A 14,599-nucleotide genomic window follows, 5' to 3' on the forward strand; every position below is an offset into this window, starting at 1 on the left:
CAGCATGACCAGCCAGACCACGGACGCCGCTGGGTCCGACCGACCGACCACCCGCACCGTGCGCATCGTCATGAACGGCGTGACCGGGCGCATGGGGTACCGCCAGCACCTCGTGCGCTCGATCCTCGCGATCCGGGACGACGGCGGCGTCGAGCTCGACGACGGCACCCGCCTCCAGGTGGAGCCCGTGCTCGTGGGCCGCAACCGCGCCAAGCTCGCCGAGCTCGCCGCGCGCCACGGCGTCGCCGAGTTCACGACCGACCTCGACGCGGCGCTCGCGGACCCGACGGCGAGCGTCTACTTCGACGCGCAGGTCACCTCGGAGCGCACCAAGGCGATCCTCAAGGCGCTCGCAGCGGGCAAGCACGTGTACACGGAGAAGCCGATCGCGGAGTCGGTCGCCGAGGGCGAGGAGCTCGCCGAGGCGGCGCGCGCGGCCGGGGTGATCCACGGCGTCGTGCACGACAAGCTCTACCTGCCCGGCCTGCTCAAGCTCAAGCGGCTCGTCGACGGCGGGTTCTTCGGCCGCATCCTGTCCGTCCGCGGCGAGTTCGGGTACTGGGTGTTCGAGGGCGACTGGCAGCCCGCGCAGCGCCCGAGCTGGAACTACCGCGCCGAGGACGGCGGCGGGATGGTCCTCGACATGTTCTGCCACTGGAACTACGTGCTGGAGAACCTGTTCGGGCCGGTCGAGGCGGTCATGGCGAAGGCCGTGACCCACATCCCCGAGCGTTGGGACGAGCACGGCAAGCCGTACGCCGCGACGGCCGACGACGCGGCGTACGGGATCTTCGAGCTCGCCGGGGCGGACGGCCCGATCGTCGCGCAGGTGAACTCGTCCTGGGCCGTGCGCGTGGACCGGGGCGAGCTCGTGGAGTTCCAGGTCGACGGGACGTACGGGTCCGCGGTGGCGGGACTGTTCGGGTGCCGCATCCAGCCGCGCGCCCGCACGCCCAAGCCCGTGTGGAACCCGGACCTCCCCACCGACCAGGACTTCCGCGCCCAGTGGGAGCAGATCCCGGACAACCAGGAGTTCGTCAACGGGTTCCGCGCGCAGTGGGAGGAGTTCCTGCGCGACGTCCACGCCGGGCGCCCGCACCCCTACGACTTCGACGCCGGCGTGCGCGGCCTGCGCCTCGTGGACGCGGGGTACACGTCGTCGCGCGAGGGGCGGCGTGTCGAGCTGGGCGCGGCCGCGGAGGCCCCGGGGAGCGCGGCGTCCGGGGCGGGGGCGTGAGCGCCGGGGTGCGGGTCCCGCTGCCCGACGGCGGCACGCGGCTCGTCGAGCTGCGCGCGCCGCGGGAGTGGGTGGACCATCCGGGCCCGTACGCCTCACGCGTCGCGTTCGCGGCGGCGCACGTCGTCGCGGACCCGCGCGGCGAGAACGTCCCCGGCGCGCCGGCCGTCGTCGACTGGGACTCGACGCTCGCGTTCCGGCGGCACCTGTTCCGGTACGGGCTGGGCGTCGCCGAGGCGATGGACACCGCGCAGCGGAACATGGGCCTCGACTGGCCCGCGGTCCAGGAGCTCGTGTCGCGCAGCGCGGCCCAGGCGCAGGAGGTGGGCGCGCGCGTCGCGTCGGGCGCGGGGACGGACCACCGGTCGCCCGACGAGCTGCGGACCGTGGACGACGTGATCGGGGCGTACGCCGAGCAGGTCGAGTTCGTCGAGGGCACGGGGTCGCAGGTCATCCTCATGGCCTCGCGGCACCTCGCGCGCGTGGCCGCGTCGGCCGACGACTACCTGCGCGTGTACGACGCGATCCTGTCCCAGGTGCGCGAGCCGGTCGTGCTGCACTGGCTCGGCGAGGCGTTCGACCCCAACCTGCGCGGGTACTGGGGGTCCGGGGACGTCGACACCGCGACCGCCACGTTCGTCGACCTCGTGCGCGCGCACGCCGCGAAGGTCGACGGGGTCAAGGTGTCCCTGCTCTCGGCCGCGCACGAGGTGGGTCTACGTGCTGTACTTCCCGAGGGTGTCCGGTTGTACACGGGCGACGACTTCCACTACCCCGAGCTGATCCGGGGCGACGGCGAGCGGCACTCCGACGCGTTGCTCGGCGCGTTCGCGGCCGTCGCGCCCGCCGCCTCGGCCGCGCTCGCCGCGCTCGACGACGGCGACCTGGACCGGTACGACGCCGAGATGGCGCCGACGCTCGCCCTCTCGCGGCACGTGTTCGAGGCGCCGACGTACTACTACAAGACGGGGATCGCGTTCCTCGCGTGGCTCGCGGGCCACCAGCCCGGCTTCACGATGGTCGGCGGCCTGCAGTCGGCCCGGAGCGTCGTGCATCTCGCGCGCGCGTTCGAGCTCGCGAACGAGGCGCGCCTCCTGCCGGACCCGGACCTCGCTGCGCACCGCCTCGGTCTCGTGCTCGCGGCGGCGGGCGTCGACGCGGACGTCGCGGCCGTCGTCGGGCAGGGGGCCGCATGAGCACCGAGATCTCGGAGTTCCCGTCGAACTCCGCGCGCGCGTCCTCTCCGGTCGAACATGCGGTTGCGTCCGTCGAGCATGCGGCTGCTGCCCGTCAGAGCCCCGGGACGGGCGACAACCGCATGCTCGACGGGGATGTGGCGGGGATCGATATTCCGAGCGGGCTGGCGGCGCGGGTGCCGACGCCGGCGCCCGGTGATCCTCGGCTCGCGCGGCTCTCGCTCAACCAGCGCACGACCGCGAGCTGGTCGCTGCGCGAGGCGATCGACGGGTGCGTCGCCGCGGGGCTCCCGGCGATCGGGGTCTGGCGCGAGCCCGTCGCCGAGGTCGGGCTCGACACCGCGGTCCGGTGGGTGCGCGACGCCGGGCTGCGCGTCTCGTCCGTGTGCCGCGGCGGCTTCTTCACCGCGAGCGACCCGGACGCGCGCGCCGCCGCGCACGCGAGCAACCTCGCCGCGATCGCGGAGACGGCGGCGCTCGGCGCGCCGACGCTCGTGCTCGTCCCGGGTGGCCTGCCCGACGGCGACCGCGACCTCGTGGGGGCGCGCGAGCGGGCGGCGGACGCGATCGCCGCGCTGGTCCCCCACGCGCGCGACGCGGGCGTGACGCTCGGGATCGAGCCGATGAACCCGATCTTCGCGGCCGATCGCGGCGTCGTCTCGACGCTCGAGCAGGCCCTCGACCTCGCCGAGCCGTTCGCGCCCGGCGAGGTGGGCGTCGTCGTCGACACCTACCACCTGTGGTGGGAGCCGAAGGTCCACGAGCAGCTCGCCCGGGCGGGCGCAGCGGGCCGGATCGTCAGCTACCAGGTGTGCGACTGGATCACGCCGCTGCCCGCGGACACGCTCCTGGGCCGCGGCATGATGGGCGACGGCCACGTGGACTTCGCCGCGTTCACGCGCTCGGTGGCCGCGGCGGGCTACACCGGCGACGTCGAGGTCGAGATCTTCCACGCCGACGTCTGGGCCGCGCCGGGCGCCGAGGTCCTGGCCACGCTCGCCCGCCGGTACGTCGAGCTCGTGGAGCCGCACCTCGCGTGCTGAGCGACCTCGGTCGCGACCGGCCGGGGCGAGACCGCCTCGGCCGGTCGGCCGGCGCCGGGTAGGGTGCCCGGAGGCCCGAGCACGGAGGTGGACGGATGAACGGGGCGCCGCGGACGCGGTTCGTGGGCGACACGAAGCAGGCACGCACGTACGCGTGGTTCCTGACCTTCGCCGCCGTCGTGCCGCCCGCCGTCGTCGCGGTCTTCGTGCTCGGCTGGTACCGCGCCCAGGTGTTCGGCTGGACGGACGGCTTCCGCAGCTACCACGCGGGCGACCCGTTCCCCTGGGGCTGGGTGGCCGTCGGGGTGCTCGGTTGCGCGTTCCTCGCGCGCTTCGCCGTCCGGCAGTGGCGCCGGTACCGCGAGCTCGTGGCCGACGACCGTCGCCGCGGCGTGCGCCCGTCCTGACGGGCATGGGGACCGGTCACCATCGACGGGTCGCGCTCCGCCTCCGTACCCTGTCGGCGGCGCCGGCACGGCGTGGCCGGCCGGGAAGCGTGCGGGCGGAGTGGGTGAGAGCGCAGAGGGGCGAGGATGAGCAGCGGGATGTACGGGGCCGACGTCGAGGCCCTGCGCTCGCTCGCGGGCCGCGTGGCGGACGGCGCGCAGGCGTTGGAGCAGGCCGCGGCGGCGATCGAGACGGCCGTGGGCGGAGCACGCTGGGAGGGCTCCGACGCCGCCGAGTTCCGTACCGCGTGGACGTCGACCCTGCGGCCGAGCCTGACGGGGACCGCCGCGCTGCTCACGGACGCGGCCGACCTCTTGCGCGGCAACGCCGAGCAGCAGGACGCGACGAGCCGCGACGGTGGCGCAGGCGGGCCGGGTGGGCCGGGTGGGCCGGGCGGCCCGGGTGGGCCGGGGTCTCCGGGTGGGCCCGGTGACCTGGTGACGCAGGGGGGCGACGGCGGTCCGCCGGACTGGCTGGTCCCGCCGTCGTGGCTCACGACCGACATGACCCAGGGCGGCGTGCTCAACTGGATCGCGTCCCAGGGGGTCGACGCGTGGGCCGCGATGAACAAGCTCGACGACCCGCTCAACGTGGCGGGGCTCGCGGACAACCTCGCGTCCGCGGGCAAGGTGCTCAAGGGCGCCGGGTTCCTGTTCGACGGCTACTCCGTGTACAGCGGCTCGGTGCAGGCCTGGGAGGGCTTCGCGGAGGGCGACGGGTTCAAGGGGACCGACGGCGTCATCACCGCGGGGCTCGGCGCCGCCGGCATCGGCGCGGCGATCTTCCTCGCGAGCAACCCCGTCGGCTGGGCGATCGCGGGCGCCGGTGCCGTGTGGGGCGTCGCGACCCTGCTGTCCGGCGACGTCCCCGTGACCAAGCGCATCGCCGACGGCGCGGGCTGGCTGTGGGATCGTGGGGGCGACCTCGTCGACGGTGCCGCCGACCTCGCCGGCGACGTGTGGGACGCGGGCGGGGACTTCGTCGACGGGGCGACCGAGACGCTGAAGAAGGTGTGGCCGTGGTGACCGCGGCGCACGCGCCGGACCGCGGCCGCGGGCCGCACGAGGAGAGGGACGACCGATGACCACGCAGACCGAGGCGGCGAACCGTCCGGACGACGGGCTCATCGAGCTCACGGGGCCGGAGCTGCTCGTGCTCCTGTCGCTCAACGAGGGGTCCGCCGCCACGAGGACGCGCGAGAACCTGCGCCTGCCCGACGTCCCCGCCGACTCTCCCCTCCTCGCGGCGGGGCTCAGCTCGCTCGTCGTGCGGCGGCTCGCGCGCGTCGAGGGCGAGGTGCTCGCGCCCGTCGGCAACGTCGTCCCGCTCACCCGCGTCCTCACGACCGCGACCGAGTGGGTCGAGGCGGCGGCGATCGCGGACGAGCGCACCAACGCCGCGCTGCTCGTCGGCGCGCAGGGTGGTGCGGTCGTGCTCGAGCCGCGCCCGTTCGGCATCTGGCACGTGCGCCCGCTCCAGATGGGCGACCCCCTGCCCGACGCCGCGTCGCGGTTCGTCCGGGCCGCGTTCGCGCAGCTCCCGGGCCGGCCGTTCGGGGGGAGCATCAAGGTCGTCGACGCGTCCGGTGCCCGGACGGCCGCCGTCCGCGTCGAGAGCGACGGGACGTGGGAGATGACGAGCGGAGCGGCCGGCGAGGAGCCCGCGCCGTCGCCGATCGCGCCCGACCCGACGTTCGGCGTCCTGGCGACCGCGGTCGCCTGACCGACCCCGCCGCCCTCGGCGGGCGGCCGGGCAGCGAGAAGCCCGCGGGCTGGAGGTTTCCTCCTGTCGTGCTGGACGAGGGCACGACACCCGCGGGCTCCGGTGGTTGCGTGGTACTCGCTCGCCGTCGGGCGCCTCCCCTCGGGAGACCCCGCCCGGTTCACGGGCTCACCGCATCCGGTCCGTTGCTGGATCGGTTGCGCGACGACTAGCGCGCAACCACCTCACGAGTCCGAAGAATCTTCACTTCCAGGACCACCTCCTTTCGCGTGTACGACGACGGTACGTCCGCCCCCGCGGACCGCGCCAGGGGTTTTCGCGCACGGCGTGGAGACGTCGGGTCAGGCGGGACGCAGGTGCGCCCACTCCTCGGGGAAGTCGTCGAGCCACGCGGCGAACGACTGCGCCGGACGCTCGACGAGCCGCGGCACGGTGTCGCTCACGCGGGCGAGCTCGCCGGCCGCGATCGCCGTGTACGAGGACACCCACCCGTCGACCTCGAACCGCTGCGCCCCGTAGCGCTCGCGCGACGCGTACGCCTCCTCCAGCGTCTCCGCGTGATACGTGATCTCGCGCCCGGTGGCCGAGGACAGGGCGCCGGCGACCTCGGCGAGCGTCAGGGCCTCGGGTCCGGTGACGTCGTAGGTCACGCCGTCGTGGCGGTGCGGGTCGGCGTCGAGCAGGACGACGGTCGCGACGTCGGCGATGTCGTCGTGCGACACGGACGCGACCCGCCCGTCCCCCGCGGGGCCGCGGATCACGCCGTCGTCGCCGACCATGAACGCGAGCCCGCGGTGGTAGAGGTTGTCGCGCAGGAACGTGTGGCGCACGCCCGTCGCGCGGATGTACTCCTCGGTGCGCCAGTGGTCGCGCGCGAACGTGAAGACGGCGTCCGGCGCCGCGCCGACGAACGACACGTAGACGATGTGCCCCACGCCCGCGGCGATCGCCGCGTCGACCGCCGCGCGGTGCTGCGCGACGCGGTCGAGGTCCTCGCGGGCGGAGACGAGGAAGACGGTGTCGACGCCCGTGAACGCCTCGACCATCCCGCGCGTGTCCGTGTACCCGCCGACGACGGCGACGTCCGACTCCGGGAGGGGGTCGTCGCCGAGGCTGGGCGCGCGTGCGGCGTCGCGCACGACGAGGCGCTGCCTCGCGCCCTCGGCGGCGAGGCGGAACGCGAGCTTCGACCCCAGGAGACCGCTCGCACCCGTCACGGCGATCCGCCCCGACCCCGCCCCGATCATCATGACCTCACGGTAGACGCGGCGGTCGCGGGTCGCCCGGCGACGGGCCGCACGCGAGGACCGCGCGCGAGGACCGCGCGCGGCTCGCGCAGAATGGGCCCATGACCAGTGCCGAGGCCTTGGGGCCCTACCGCGTCATGACCGTCTGCACCGGCAACATCTGCCGGTCCCCCATGGCCGAGGTGGTGCTGCGCGACCGCTTCGAGGCCGCCGGTCTCGGCGGTCGCGTCGTCGTCGACTCGACCGGCATCAGCGACGAGGAGCGGGGCAACCCGATCGACCGCCGGGCGCGCAGCGTCCTGGCCGAGCACGGGTACGTCGTCGACGGGACGCACCGCGCGCGCCAGGTGCGCGCGGGCGACCTCGCCGGGCGCGACCTCGTGCTCGCGATGACGTCCCAGCACGCGCGTGCCCTGCGCCGGCTCGACGGGTCCGCGCCCGTGCGCCTGTACCGGTCGTTCGACCCGGCCGCTCCGCGCGTCGAGCCGGGCGAGCCCGAGCACGTGCTCGACATCGCCGACCCCTGGTACGGCGGGCAGCAGGACTTCGAGGACTGCCTCGCCGAGGTGGAGGCCGCCGCGGCCGGCATCGTGGACTTCGTGCGCGCGCGGCTGGACTCCTGACCCGCCGCGGGCGTACCGGTCACCCCCGCCGGGCCGGTGTGCCGTCCGTCGAAGGGGCGGCGGCGACGTCGTCGGTCGCGACGGGCCCACGGCGCGGGACGTACGCGTCGACCCACTGCGCGACGCGCCCGTACGCGAGCGCGCGCACGGGCCGGGCCGAGAGCACGACGTCGTGCAGCGCGCCGTCGAACCGCGCGACGGTGACGAGGTCGCCGAGCTGGACGGACCGCCGCGCGACGCCGTCCACGTCGATCGCCGTGTCCGTGTGCATCATCTCGGGCGTCCAGCGGGGCAGCAGCGTGCTCCGGGCGGAGAGGAGCACGAGCACGGGCGCGCTGATGGACAGACCGCGCGCGACCGTCTGCTGACCGTGGAAGACGGCGGACAGCCACCCGGGCGTGGTGCGGAACCCGTGCTGGGGCCGCCACGTGAGGTCGTACGTCCACTCGCCGTCGAAGTCCTTGCTCACGGCGCGCGTGTAGAAGCCGAGGTCGACGTTCGGGAGCGGCCGCGTGGGCATGAGGCGTGCCCGCGCGCCGATCACGGGCTCGAGCAGCAGCCGCCCCACCTCGCGCGTCTGGAACTCCAGCCACGGGCTGTTGAGGACGAGCGCCGCCGCGCGGCCGGGGTTCCGGGCGAGCCAGAGGCTGAGCGTCAGGCCGCCCGTGGAGTGGCCCATGAGGACGAGCCCGCGCGGGGAGCGCCCGTCGCCGCGGTGCCCCATCGCGGCCAGCGCGGCCTCGACGTCCTCGTCGTACGTCGCGAGGTCCGTGGCGTACCCCGGTGTCTGTCCGGGGCGCAGGCTGCGTCCGTACTTGCGCAGGTCCAGCGCGTGGAACCGTGCACCGCGCGCCTCCCAGAAGTCGGCGAGCTCGGTCTGGAAGAAGTAGTCGGACCAGCCGTGGACGTACAGCACGTCGAGGTAGGGGGAGTCGACCCCGGCCCGACGGCGGCGCACGAGCGTGGCGACGACGTCGCCCTCGGCGTCGGGCTCGAGCGGCAGCGTGAGCTGCTCGTAGTCGTCCCCGAGGACGTCGGGCTGCCAGTCGGCCATGCGCCGACCCTAGGCGCGCGGGCGGGCGACCGCTCGGCGGTGGTCCGGAGCGGTCGCACGCGAGGCGGCACCGGTGCCGGCGGCGCTCAGCGGGCGGCGCGCCGGGCGCGCCACCGCGCGACCTCGTGCTCGACGTCGCGCGTCGGGGTGACCACGGGTGGACCACCCAGGAGCTGGCGGCGGGCGTCGACCACGCGGGCGTTGAAGTCCGCGAGGATCTCGCGGACGGCTGTCTCGTCGAGCTCGCGGTCGAGCCGGTCGTCGAGCTCGCGGTCCTCCTGCTTGAGCAGCATCGCGGGAGGCCCGAGGCCGGTGAGCTGCTCCCGTTCGATCACCGACTTGAGCCACCAGTCGGGGTCGTGGGTCCCCGTGAGCCCGGGGATCGGCTTGCCGGCGAGCGGAAGGTCGTCGAACTCGCCGCGTCGGATCGCCTGGTCGATCACCGTGTCGACGTACATCGCACGGTCCTCGGGTCGTACACGACGTGGGCCGCGCGGCGCGGTCTCCTCGTCGTCCGACGGCGCGGTGTCGGACGCCTCGTCGGGGGCGTCGTCACGCTCCGCACCCTCGCGCGCGATCTCGCGGTCGACCCGGTACTGCGCGCCGCGACGGACCGGGTCGTCGTCGGGGGTGCTGCGGGACCGCCGTCGGAACACGAGGACCTCCTCTGTCGCTGCCTCCCACCCTAGGCACGCTCCGAGGCCCGGCACGAGCCGACGGTCAGCCGTCCAGGAGCGGGTGGTAGCGGCGCCGCAGCCCGCGGTCGACGGCTGCGACCACCCCGGCCACGGACAGCACCGTGTTCACGGAGGCGGGGAGGTCCGGCACGAACGGGGGCGTCCAGCCGGTGAACCCGGAGACGACGTCGAGGAGCTGCGGCACCTGCGTCACGAGCGCGACCACGAGCACGACCCACGCGGCGACGCCCACGACGCGGCTCGCCGTCGGGCGCTCGCGGTCCATCCGGTCGCGCCACGCCTCGGCGGTCCCGGGCATGGGTGCGACGTCCCGGACGTCTCCCACGGCGTCGACGACGCGCACGTACCGCATCCCGTACAGGCTCATCCGGGCCTCGAGGGTCGCGCCGCCGAGGTCGAAGCGGGCCCGCGACCGCTGCTCGTCGACGAGGCGGCGGTCGCGGTAGAGCCGGATGCGCTCGTCCCAGTCGAGGAAGTCGACGTCGACGACGTACTCGTGCCCGCCGTGCCACAGCACGAACGCGCTGCGCCACAAGACGCCCCACCCCCGGACCGGCCGGAAGGCCTCGTCGCGCCCGTCGCGGCCGCGACCGTCCCGAGCGCGATCGTCCCTCGCCCGGTCCTCGGCGCCGTCGTCCCACACGTCCTCGGTCATGCTGCCCATCCGACCCCGTCGCCCGACGACGGCGCGTCGCCCGGACGACCGACCCCGCCCGGTGAGGAACGCCAACATCGGTCGAAGGAATGACCCGACCCGCGTCGAACCCGGGGTTGTGGGCGCCTCCGCCGCCGAATCCGGCCGCAACCCCGGGTTCGGCGCCGTGGGTGCAACCCCGGTCGGCGGCGGGTGAACCGGCATGATGGCTTCATGTCTGGGTCGATGAAGGTCTCGCGCCGTTCGCACGTGCCGCCGTTCGCGGTCATGGAGGTGCTCGCGGAGGCGAACCGCCTGCGCGACGCGGGGGCGTCCGTCCTCAACCTGTGCGCGGGCGAGCCGTCGACGGGCGCGTCGGACGTCGTGCGCCGGCGGGCGATCGAGCTGCTCGAGCACGGCGACCTCGGCTACACGGAGTCGCTCGGCGTCCCGGCCCTGCGGCGGGCCATCGCCGAGCACTACGACCGCTGGTACGGCGTCGAGGTCGACCCCGCGCGCGTCGCGGTGACGACCGGGTCCTCCGGCGGGTTCCTCCTCGCGTTCCTCGCGGCGTTCGACGTCGGCGACCGCGTCGCGCTGGCCCGTCCCGGCTACCCCGCGTACAAGAACATCCTGCGCGCGCTGGGCTGCGAGGTCGTCGAGCTCGACTGCGGGCCGGAGACGCGCTACCAGCCCACGGTCTCGCAGCTCATGGAGGCGTACTACGACGGCGGCCTCGACGGGCTCGTCGTCGCGAGCCCCGCGAACCCCACGGGGACGATGATCCTGCCCGCCGAGCTCGACGCCGTCGCATCGTGGTGCGCCGACCACGACGTCCGCCTCGTCAGCGACGAGATCTACCACGGCATCACGTACGGCGACACGGCGGACGACGCGCCCGAGGCACTGCCCACCGCGGCGCGGTACGTCGGCGAGGGCGCCGTCGTCGTCAACTCGTTCTCCAAGTACTGGGCCATGACGGGCTGGCGCCTCGGGTGGCTCGTGCTGCCCGACGAGCTCGTCGGGCCCGTCGACGCCCTCGCGGGCAACGTCGCGCTGTCGCCGCCCGCGCTCGCGCAGCACGCGGGCGTCGCGGCCTTCTCGCCCGAGGGGTACGCGGCCGCCGCGGAGAACGTCGCGCGCTACGCGGCGTCGCGCGAGCTCGTGCTCTCGCGCCTCGACGACCTCGGGTGGTCGCGCGTCGCCCCGGCCGACGGCGCGTTCTACGTCTACGCGGACGTCTCCGGCGACCGCCTCGACTCGGTGACGTGGTGCGAGCGCCTGCTCGCCGAGGCGGGCGTCGCGCTCACCCCGGGCACGGACTTCGACGGCGTCCGCGGCGGCGACTGGGTGCGCCTCTCCTTCGCCGCCGCCCCCGCGACCGTCGCCGAGGCCGTGGAGCGCATCGTCGCGTGGCGGCGCACCCTCTGAGCCTCCTCCGACGCCGGGAGAGCGACCACGACCGGATAGCCGGGTTCCCGTCGGCCGGAAGTCCCGTCTCGCGCGCCTGGTCGCGTCGATCGGCAGTCGGCGCGAGGATCGTGCGGTGCCGACCCACGCCACCGCTCCCCGACCGGCTCCGCGACCCGACGGCGCCCTGCGCCTCGCGACGTTCAACGCCCTGCACGGCGCCGCGCTCGACGGCACGGTCGACGTCGAACGGTTCGCGCGCGCGGTGGCGTACCTCGATGCGGACGTCCTCGCGCTGCAGGAGGTCGAGCGCGACTCGCCGCGCTCGCAGCGTGCGGACCTCGTCGCCGTCGCCGCGGAGGCGCTGCGGGCCGACCACCGGCACTTCTCCCCGACCCTGCGGGGCGTCTCCGGCGCGTGGGTGCGCGCCGCCCGACCGGGGTCGGGCGTGCGGCGCGTCCCCGGCGTCGCCTCCTACGGAGTCGGGCTGGTCAGCCGGTTCCCGGTGAGCCGGTGGTCGCGGCTCGAGCTCGACCGGATGCCGTGGCGCTCGCGCGTGCGCCGCCGGACGCCGGGCACGGCGCGCGGGGCCGCGCGCCTCGTCCCGTTCCGCGTGGTCCCGGACGAGCCCCGCGCGGCGCTCGCGGCCGCCGTCGTGACGCCGTGGGGACCGCTCACGGTGGTGACGACCCACACGACGTCGCGACCCGAGTTCACGTCCGACCAGCTCCGGTCCTTCGCGCGGGCCTGCGCGCCTCTCCCCCGCCCGCTCGTGCTGCTGGGCGACCTCAACCTGCGCGCGCCCGAGCCCGCGGAGATCACCGGGTTCACGTCGCTGGCCGACGTCCTCACCCACCCCGTCGACCGGCCCGTGCGCCAGATCGACCACGTGCTCGCCGACGCCAGTCCCGGCGGGGCCACCGTGCGGGCGCTCGGCCCCGCGACCGCCGTCGACACGGGCCTGTCCGACCACCGCGCCGTCGTGGTCGACGTCGTCGTGGAGCCCGCGTCGGGCGCCTCGACCTGAGCAGCCGTCAGGCGGCCAGCCCGACCTCGCGCGGCGACGGCTCGCCGTCGGGCAGGACGGCGGCCGGCGCGTCCGGGACCGCCGCGCCCACGGGCGCCACCGGCTCGGCGACGGCCGCCCGGCGGCGCGCCCGCGCGCGGACGAGCACGACGACCGCCTGCACGCCGATGACGATCCACACGAGGTTGGCGGCCACCGACGGCCACACGCCGTTCGCCGCGGCGACCATGCCCATGAGGCCCGCGGCGGTGAGGTTGGTGAGCTGGAACGGGGCGGACGACGCGGCCCAGCGGCCGCGGCTGACCATCGCGTAGGCGACGACGCCGGCGGCGGCGCCGATCCAGCCGAGGAACATGACGATCGCGTCGAGGGTGACGGGCACAGCGGTACTCCGGTGACGAAGAGGGGTGGAGGGGGGTACCGCGACGCTGCGGCGGCTGTGCGCTCCGGGCCGATGGCTGGTGGCGCGGGTGGTGCGAAGCTCGGGCGCCGACCCGTAGGAGGAGGAGGTAACCGACCGGCGCCACGACAAGTGTGAGGCCTCCTGGGCTTCAGCACAATCGAAGGGATCTGCACCGGCCGTTTAGCATCTCTACATGGCGACGGACCCACGCAGACTTGGTTTCCTCCTTGCCGTGCACCGCGGCGGGGGCATTCTCGCGGCAGCGGACCTTCTGCACGTCACCCCGTCCGCGGTCTCCCAGCAGATCCAGCGGCTCGAGGCCGAGGAGGGCGTCGTCGTGCTCGACCGCGGCCCGCGCGGCGTGACGCTCACACCCGCCGGGCGCGTGCTCGCGGAGACGGCCGAGCGCATCGAGACCGAGCTCGTCGAGGCGCGCAAGGCGCTCGCGGCGCTGGGCGACGAGGTCAGCGGCCGCGTGGCGGTCGGCTCGTTCCAGACGGCGATCCGCGCTGTGGTCGCGCCCGTCGCCGGGCGTCTCGCGGAGACGGCGCCGGGCATCGAGCTCGACGTGCAGGAGCGCGAGCCCACCGAGGCGCTGCGCCTCCTGCGCGCGGGTGAGCTCGACGTCGTCCTCCTGGAGCGCGACTACGAGGCCGACTCCCCCGCCCCGCGCGGCACGCGCGAGATCGTGCTGCTCGACGAGCCGTGGCGCCTCGTCGTCCCCGCCGCCATGCCGACCCCGACCCGCCTCGACGACGTGCGCGACGCCGTCTGGCTCGGTCCCGAGCCGGGAACCGCTGCGGCGCGCGCCCTGCGGCGTCTTTCCCGCGGGCTCGGCGGGACCCTGCGCACGCGGCACAACTACTACGACTTCGACGTCGCGCTGTCGCTCGTCGCGGCCGGGCTCGGCGTCGCGATGCTCCCGGCGCTCGCCGTGGAGGGCGGTGCGTCCGACGAGGTGCCCGACGGCGTGACGGTCGTCGGCCTGCCCGGCCTCGGCTCCCGGCGCCTCGTCGCGCGCCACCGCGCGACGCGCCACGAGCCCCGCCCGGTCGTGTCCGCAGTCCTCGACGAGATGGTCGCCGCGGCGGCCGACATCGCCTTCGCCTGACACCGAGGCACACCCGTGGTGTCGCGAGGTAGACCCGTGGTGGCGCGAGGTAGAACCGTGGTGGCGCGAGGTAGAACCGTGGTAGGCCGAGGTCGTCAACCACGGTTCTACCTCGGCAGACCACCGTTCTACCTCGGCGAACCAGGGGTTTCTCTCGGCGCGAGGTCGAAGCGGGTGGCGCCGTAGGGCTCGGCCGTGCCGAACGCGAAGACACGCTCGGGGAGCAGGCGGTAGACGGCCCAGGGTGGCGGCCCGGCCGAGGGCGCGCTGAACTCCGCGGTGAGGGCGTCGCCGTCGACGGTCGCGGGCCACCCGTCGGCGCGGAAGCCCGCGGCGACGCGCTCGAGCGCCTCGGGGTCGGTGACGCGCTCCGCCCGGCCCTCGACGGTGAGGTCGAACGGCTCGGTCGCGACGGTGAGCGTGCACCGGGGGTCGCGGTGCAGGTTGCGGTTCTTGCGCGTGCCCTCGCCCGAGCACAGGTAGATCTCCTCGTCGAGCACGAGCGCGCCGAACGGCACGACGTGCGGCTTCCCGTCAGGGTCCGTCGTGGCGAGCCACGTCGTGTGCCGGTTCGGGCCGCCCGCACCGGGCTCCTGGGGGAGCCGGCCGAACAGCGTGTCGTGCACGCGCGCCCACTCGATCGGCGGCGTGCCGTATCCGTCGAGGTTCTTCACGTCGATGCGGTCGATGGCGTACATCTCGGCTCACCTTCGCTCGGGGCGGATGCCTGTACCCGACGAGACCGGC

Annotated in this window: 16 protein-coding genes; 10 read left to right on the top strand and 6 right to left on the bottom strand. The window is 75.0% G+C overall.

Translation table 11 applies throughout. The features are described from left to right. Positions 1 to 4: 4 nt before the first annotated feature. The 6 genes from JN535_RS00600 (at position 5) to JN535_RS00625 (ending at position 5,645) form a co-directional block, all read left to right on the top strand. Positions 5 to 1,237 (top strand): Gfo/Idh/MocA family protein, encoded by a 1,233-nt coding sequence (locus JN535_RS00600; protein ID WP_205201038.1) that lies wholly within the window; start codon positions 5 to 7, stop codon positions 1,235 to 1,237. Further along, positions 1,234 to 2,433 carry a dihydrodipicolinate synthase family protein gene (locus tag JN535_RS00605; protein ID WP_307868022.1) on the top strand — a complete coding sequence of 400 codons (1,200 nt, stop codon included), beginning with the start codon at positions 1,234 to 1,236 and terminating at the stop codon, positions 2,431 to 2,433. Before JN535_RS00600 ends, JN535_RS00605 begins: the two co-directional genes overlap by 4 nt. Beyond that, on the top strand, positions 2,430 to 3,476 hold the full coding sequence (locus tag JN535_RS00610) for a sugar phosphate isomerase/epimerase family protein (protein ID WP_240200413.1): 1,047 nt from the start codon (positions 2,430 to 2,432) through the stop codon (positions 3,474 to 3,476). Before JN535_RS00605 ends, JN535_RS00610 begins: the two co-directional genes overlap by 4 nt. Positions 3,477 to 3,571: 95 nt before the next feature. Then, positions 3,572 to 3,883 carry a hypothetical protein gene (locus JN535_RS00615; protein WP_205201040.1) on the top strand — a complete coding sequence of 104 codons (312 nt, stop codon included), beginning with the start codon at positions 3,572 to 3,574 and terminating at the stop codon, positions 3,881 to 3,883. A 126-nt stretch (positions 3,884 to 4,009) separates the two neighbouring features. Then, positions 4,010 to 4,948, top strand: coding sequence for a WXG100 family type VII secretion target (locus JN535_RS00620; RefSeq protein WP_205201042.1), 939 nt, complete (start codon positions 4,010 to 4,012; stop codon positions 4,946 to 4,948). A gap of 55 nt (positions 4,949 to 5,003) precedes the next feature. Beyond that, positions 5,004 to 5,645 (top strand): hypothetical protein, encoded by a 642-nt coding sequence (locus tag JN535_RS00625; protein WP_205201044.1) that lies wholly within the window; start codon positions 5,004 to 5,006, stop codon positions 5,643 to 5,645. Between the two features lie 341 nt (positions 5,646 to 5,986). On the opposite strand, the gene JN535_RS00630 is transcribed toward JN535_RS00625, so the two are convergent. Continuing rightward, entirely contained in the window at positions 5,987 to 6,895 is a 909-nt protein-coding gene (locus JN535_RS00630) for an SDR family oxidoreductase (protein WP_205201046.1), read from the bottom strand. A gap of 98 nt (positions 6,896 to 6,993) precedes the next feature. Here JN535_RS00630 and JN535_RS00635 point away from each other — a divergent pair, with 98 nt between their 5' ends. Continuing rightward, positions 6,994 to 7,515 carry a low molecular weight protein-tyrosine-phosphatase gene (locus JN535_RS00635; RefSeq protein ID WP_240200414.1) on the top strand — a complete coding sequence of 174 codons (522 nt, stop codon included), beginning with the start codon at positions 6,994 to 6,996 and terminating at the stop codon, positions 7,513 to 7,515. A 19-nt stretch (positions 7,516 to 7,534) separates the two neighbouring features. On the opposite strand, the gene JN535_RS00640 is transcribed toward JN535_RS00635, so the two are convergent. From JN535_RS00640 to JN535_RS00650, 3 genes are all read right to left on the bottom strand, one after another. After that, complete coding sequence (locus tag JN535_RS00640; RefSeq protein ID WP_205201048.1) at positions 7,535 to 8,569, bottom strand: alpha/beta hydrolase; 1,035 nt, start codon at positions 8,567 to 8,569, stop codon at positions 7,535 to 7,537. A gap of 86 nt (positions 8,570 to 8,655) precedes the next feature. Further along, positions 8,656 to 9,225 (bottom strand): DnaJ family domain-containing protein, encoded by a 570-nt coding sequence (locus tag JN535_RS00645; RefSeq protein ID WP_205201050.1) that lies wholly within the window; start codon positions 9,223 to 9,225, stop codon positions 8,656 to 8,658. A gap of 64 nt (positions 9,226 to 9,289) precedes the next feature. Beyond that, a complete protein-coding gene (locus JN535_RS00650) occupies positions 9,290 to 9,922 on the bottom strand; it encodes a hypothetical protein (protein WP_205201052.1) in 633 nt (210 codons plus the stop codon). A gap of 225 nt (positions 9,923 to 10,147) precedes the next feature. On the opposite strand from JN535_RS00650, the gene JN535_RS00655 reads away from it, so the two are divergent. Both JN535_RS00655 and JN535_RS00660 read left to right on the top strand, forming a co-directional pair. Then, positions 10,148 to 11,332: an aminotransferase class I/II-fold pyridoxal phosphate-dependent enzyme gene (locus tag JN535_RS00655; RefSeq protein WP_205202849.1), complete on the top strand. Its 1,185-nt coding sequence runs from the start codon at positions 10,148 to 10,150 to the stop codon at positions 11,330 to 11,332. Between the two features lie 115 nt (positions 11,333 to 11,447). Then, positions 11,448 to 12,338, top strand: a complete 891-nt coding sequence (locus JN535_RS00660; RefSeq protein WP_307868023.1) for an endonuclease/exonuclease/phosphatase family protein — start codon at positions 11,448 to 11,450, stop codon at positions 12,336 to 12,338. Between the two features lie 7 nt (positions 12,339 to 12,345). On the opposite strand, the gene JN535_RS00665 is transcribed toward JN535_RS00660, so the two are convergent. Beyond that, positions 12,346 to 12,720, bottom strand: coding sequence for a CBU_0592 family membrane protein (locus JN535_RS00665; protein WP_205201054.1), 375 nt, complete (start codon positions 12,718 to 12,720; stop codon positions 12,346 to 12,348). A gap of 214 nt (positions 12,721 to 12,934) precedes the next feature. On the opposite strand from JN535_RS00665, the gene JN535_RS00670 reads away from it, so the two are divergent. Further along, a complete protein-coding gene (locus JN535_RS00670; protein WP_205201056.1) occupies positions 12,935 to 13,852 on the top strand; it encodes a LysR family transcriptional regulator in 918 nt (305 codons plus the stop codon). 128 nt (positions 13,853 to 13,980) lie between these two features. Here the strand turns inward: JN535_RS00670 and JN535_RS00675 are convergent, their stop codons facing one another. Further along, on the bottom strand, positions 13,981 to 14,550 hold the full coding sequence (locus JN535_RS00675) for a pyridoxamine 5'-phosphate oxidase family protein (RefSeq protein WP_205201058.1): 570 nt from the start codon (positions 14,548 to 14,550) through the stop codon (positions 13,981 to 13,983). Between the last annotated feature and the right edge of the window lie 49 nt (positions 14,551 to 14,599).

The organism is Cellulosimicrobium cellulans (assembly GCF_016921195.1).
In the GTDB taxonomy this organism is placed as follows: Bacteria; Actinomycetota; Actinomycetes; order Actinomycetales; family Cellulomonadaceae; genus Cellulosimicrobium; species Cellulosimicrobium cellulans_F.

Bases quoted from the DNA above. Each gene is read 5' to 3' on its own strand.
- JN535_RS00600 (WP_205201038.1), top strand. From the start codon at position 5: ATGACCAGCCAGACCACGGACGCCGCTGGGTCCGACCGACCGACCACC.
- JN535_RS00610 (WP_240200413.1), top strand. From the start codon at position 2,430: ATGAGCACCGAGATCTCGGAGTTCCCGTCGAACTCCGCGCGCGCGTCC.
- JN535_RS00615 (WP_205201040.1), top strand. From the start codon at position 3,572: ATGAACGGGGCGCCGCGGACGCGGTTCGTGGGCGACACGAAGCAGGCA.
- JN535_RS00620 (WP_205201042.1), top strand. From the start codon at position 4,010: ATGAGCAGCGGGATGTACGGGGCCGACGTCGAGGCCCTGCGCTCGCTC.
- JN535_RS00625 (WP_205201044.1), top strand. From the start codon at position 5,004: ATGACCACGCAGACCGAGGCGGCGAACCGTCCGGACGACGGGCTCATC.
- JN535_RS00630 (WP_205201046.1), bottom strand. From the start codon at position 6,895: ATGATGATCGGGGCGGGGTCGGGGCGGATCGCCGTGACGGGTGCGAGC.
- JN535_RS00635 (WP_240200414.1), top strand. From the start codon at position 6,994: ATGACCAGTGCCGAGGCCTTGGGGCCCTACCGCGTCATGACCGTCTGC.
- JN535_RS00640 (WP_205201048.1), bottom strand. From the start codon at position 8,569: ATGGCCGACTGGCAGCCCGACGTCCTCGGGGACGACTACGAGCAGCTC.
- JN535_RS00650 (WP_205201052.1), bottom strand. From the start codon at position 9,922: ATGACCGAGGACGTGTGGGACGACGGCGCCGAGGACCGGGCGAGGGAC.
- JN535_RS00655 (WP_205202849.1), top strand. From the start codon at position 10,148: ATGAAGGTCTCGCGCCGTTCGCACGTGCCGCCGTTCGCGGTCATGGAG.
- JN535_RS00670 (WP_205201056.1), top strand. From the start codon at position 12,935: ATGGCGACGGACCCACGCAGACTTGGTTTCCTCCTTGCCGTGCACCGC.
- JN535_RS00675 (WP_205201058.1), bottom strand. From the start codon at position 14,550: ATGTACGCCATCGACCGCATCGACGTGAAGAACCTCGACGGATACGGC.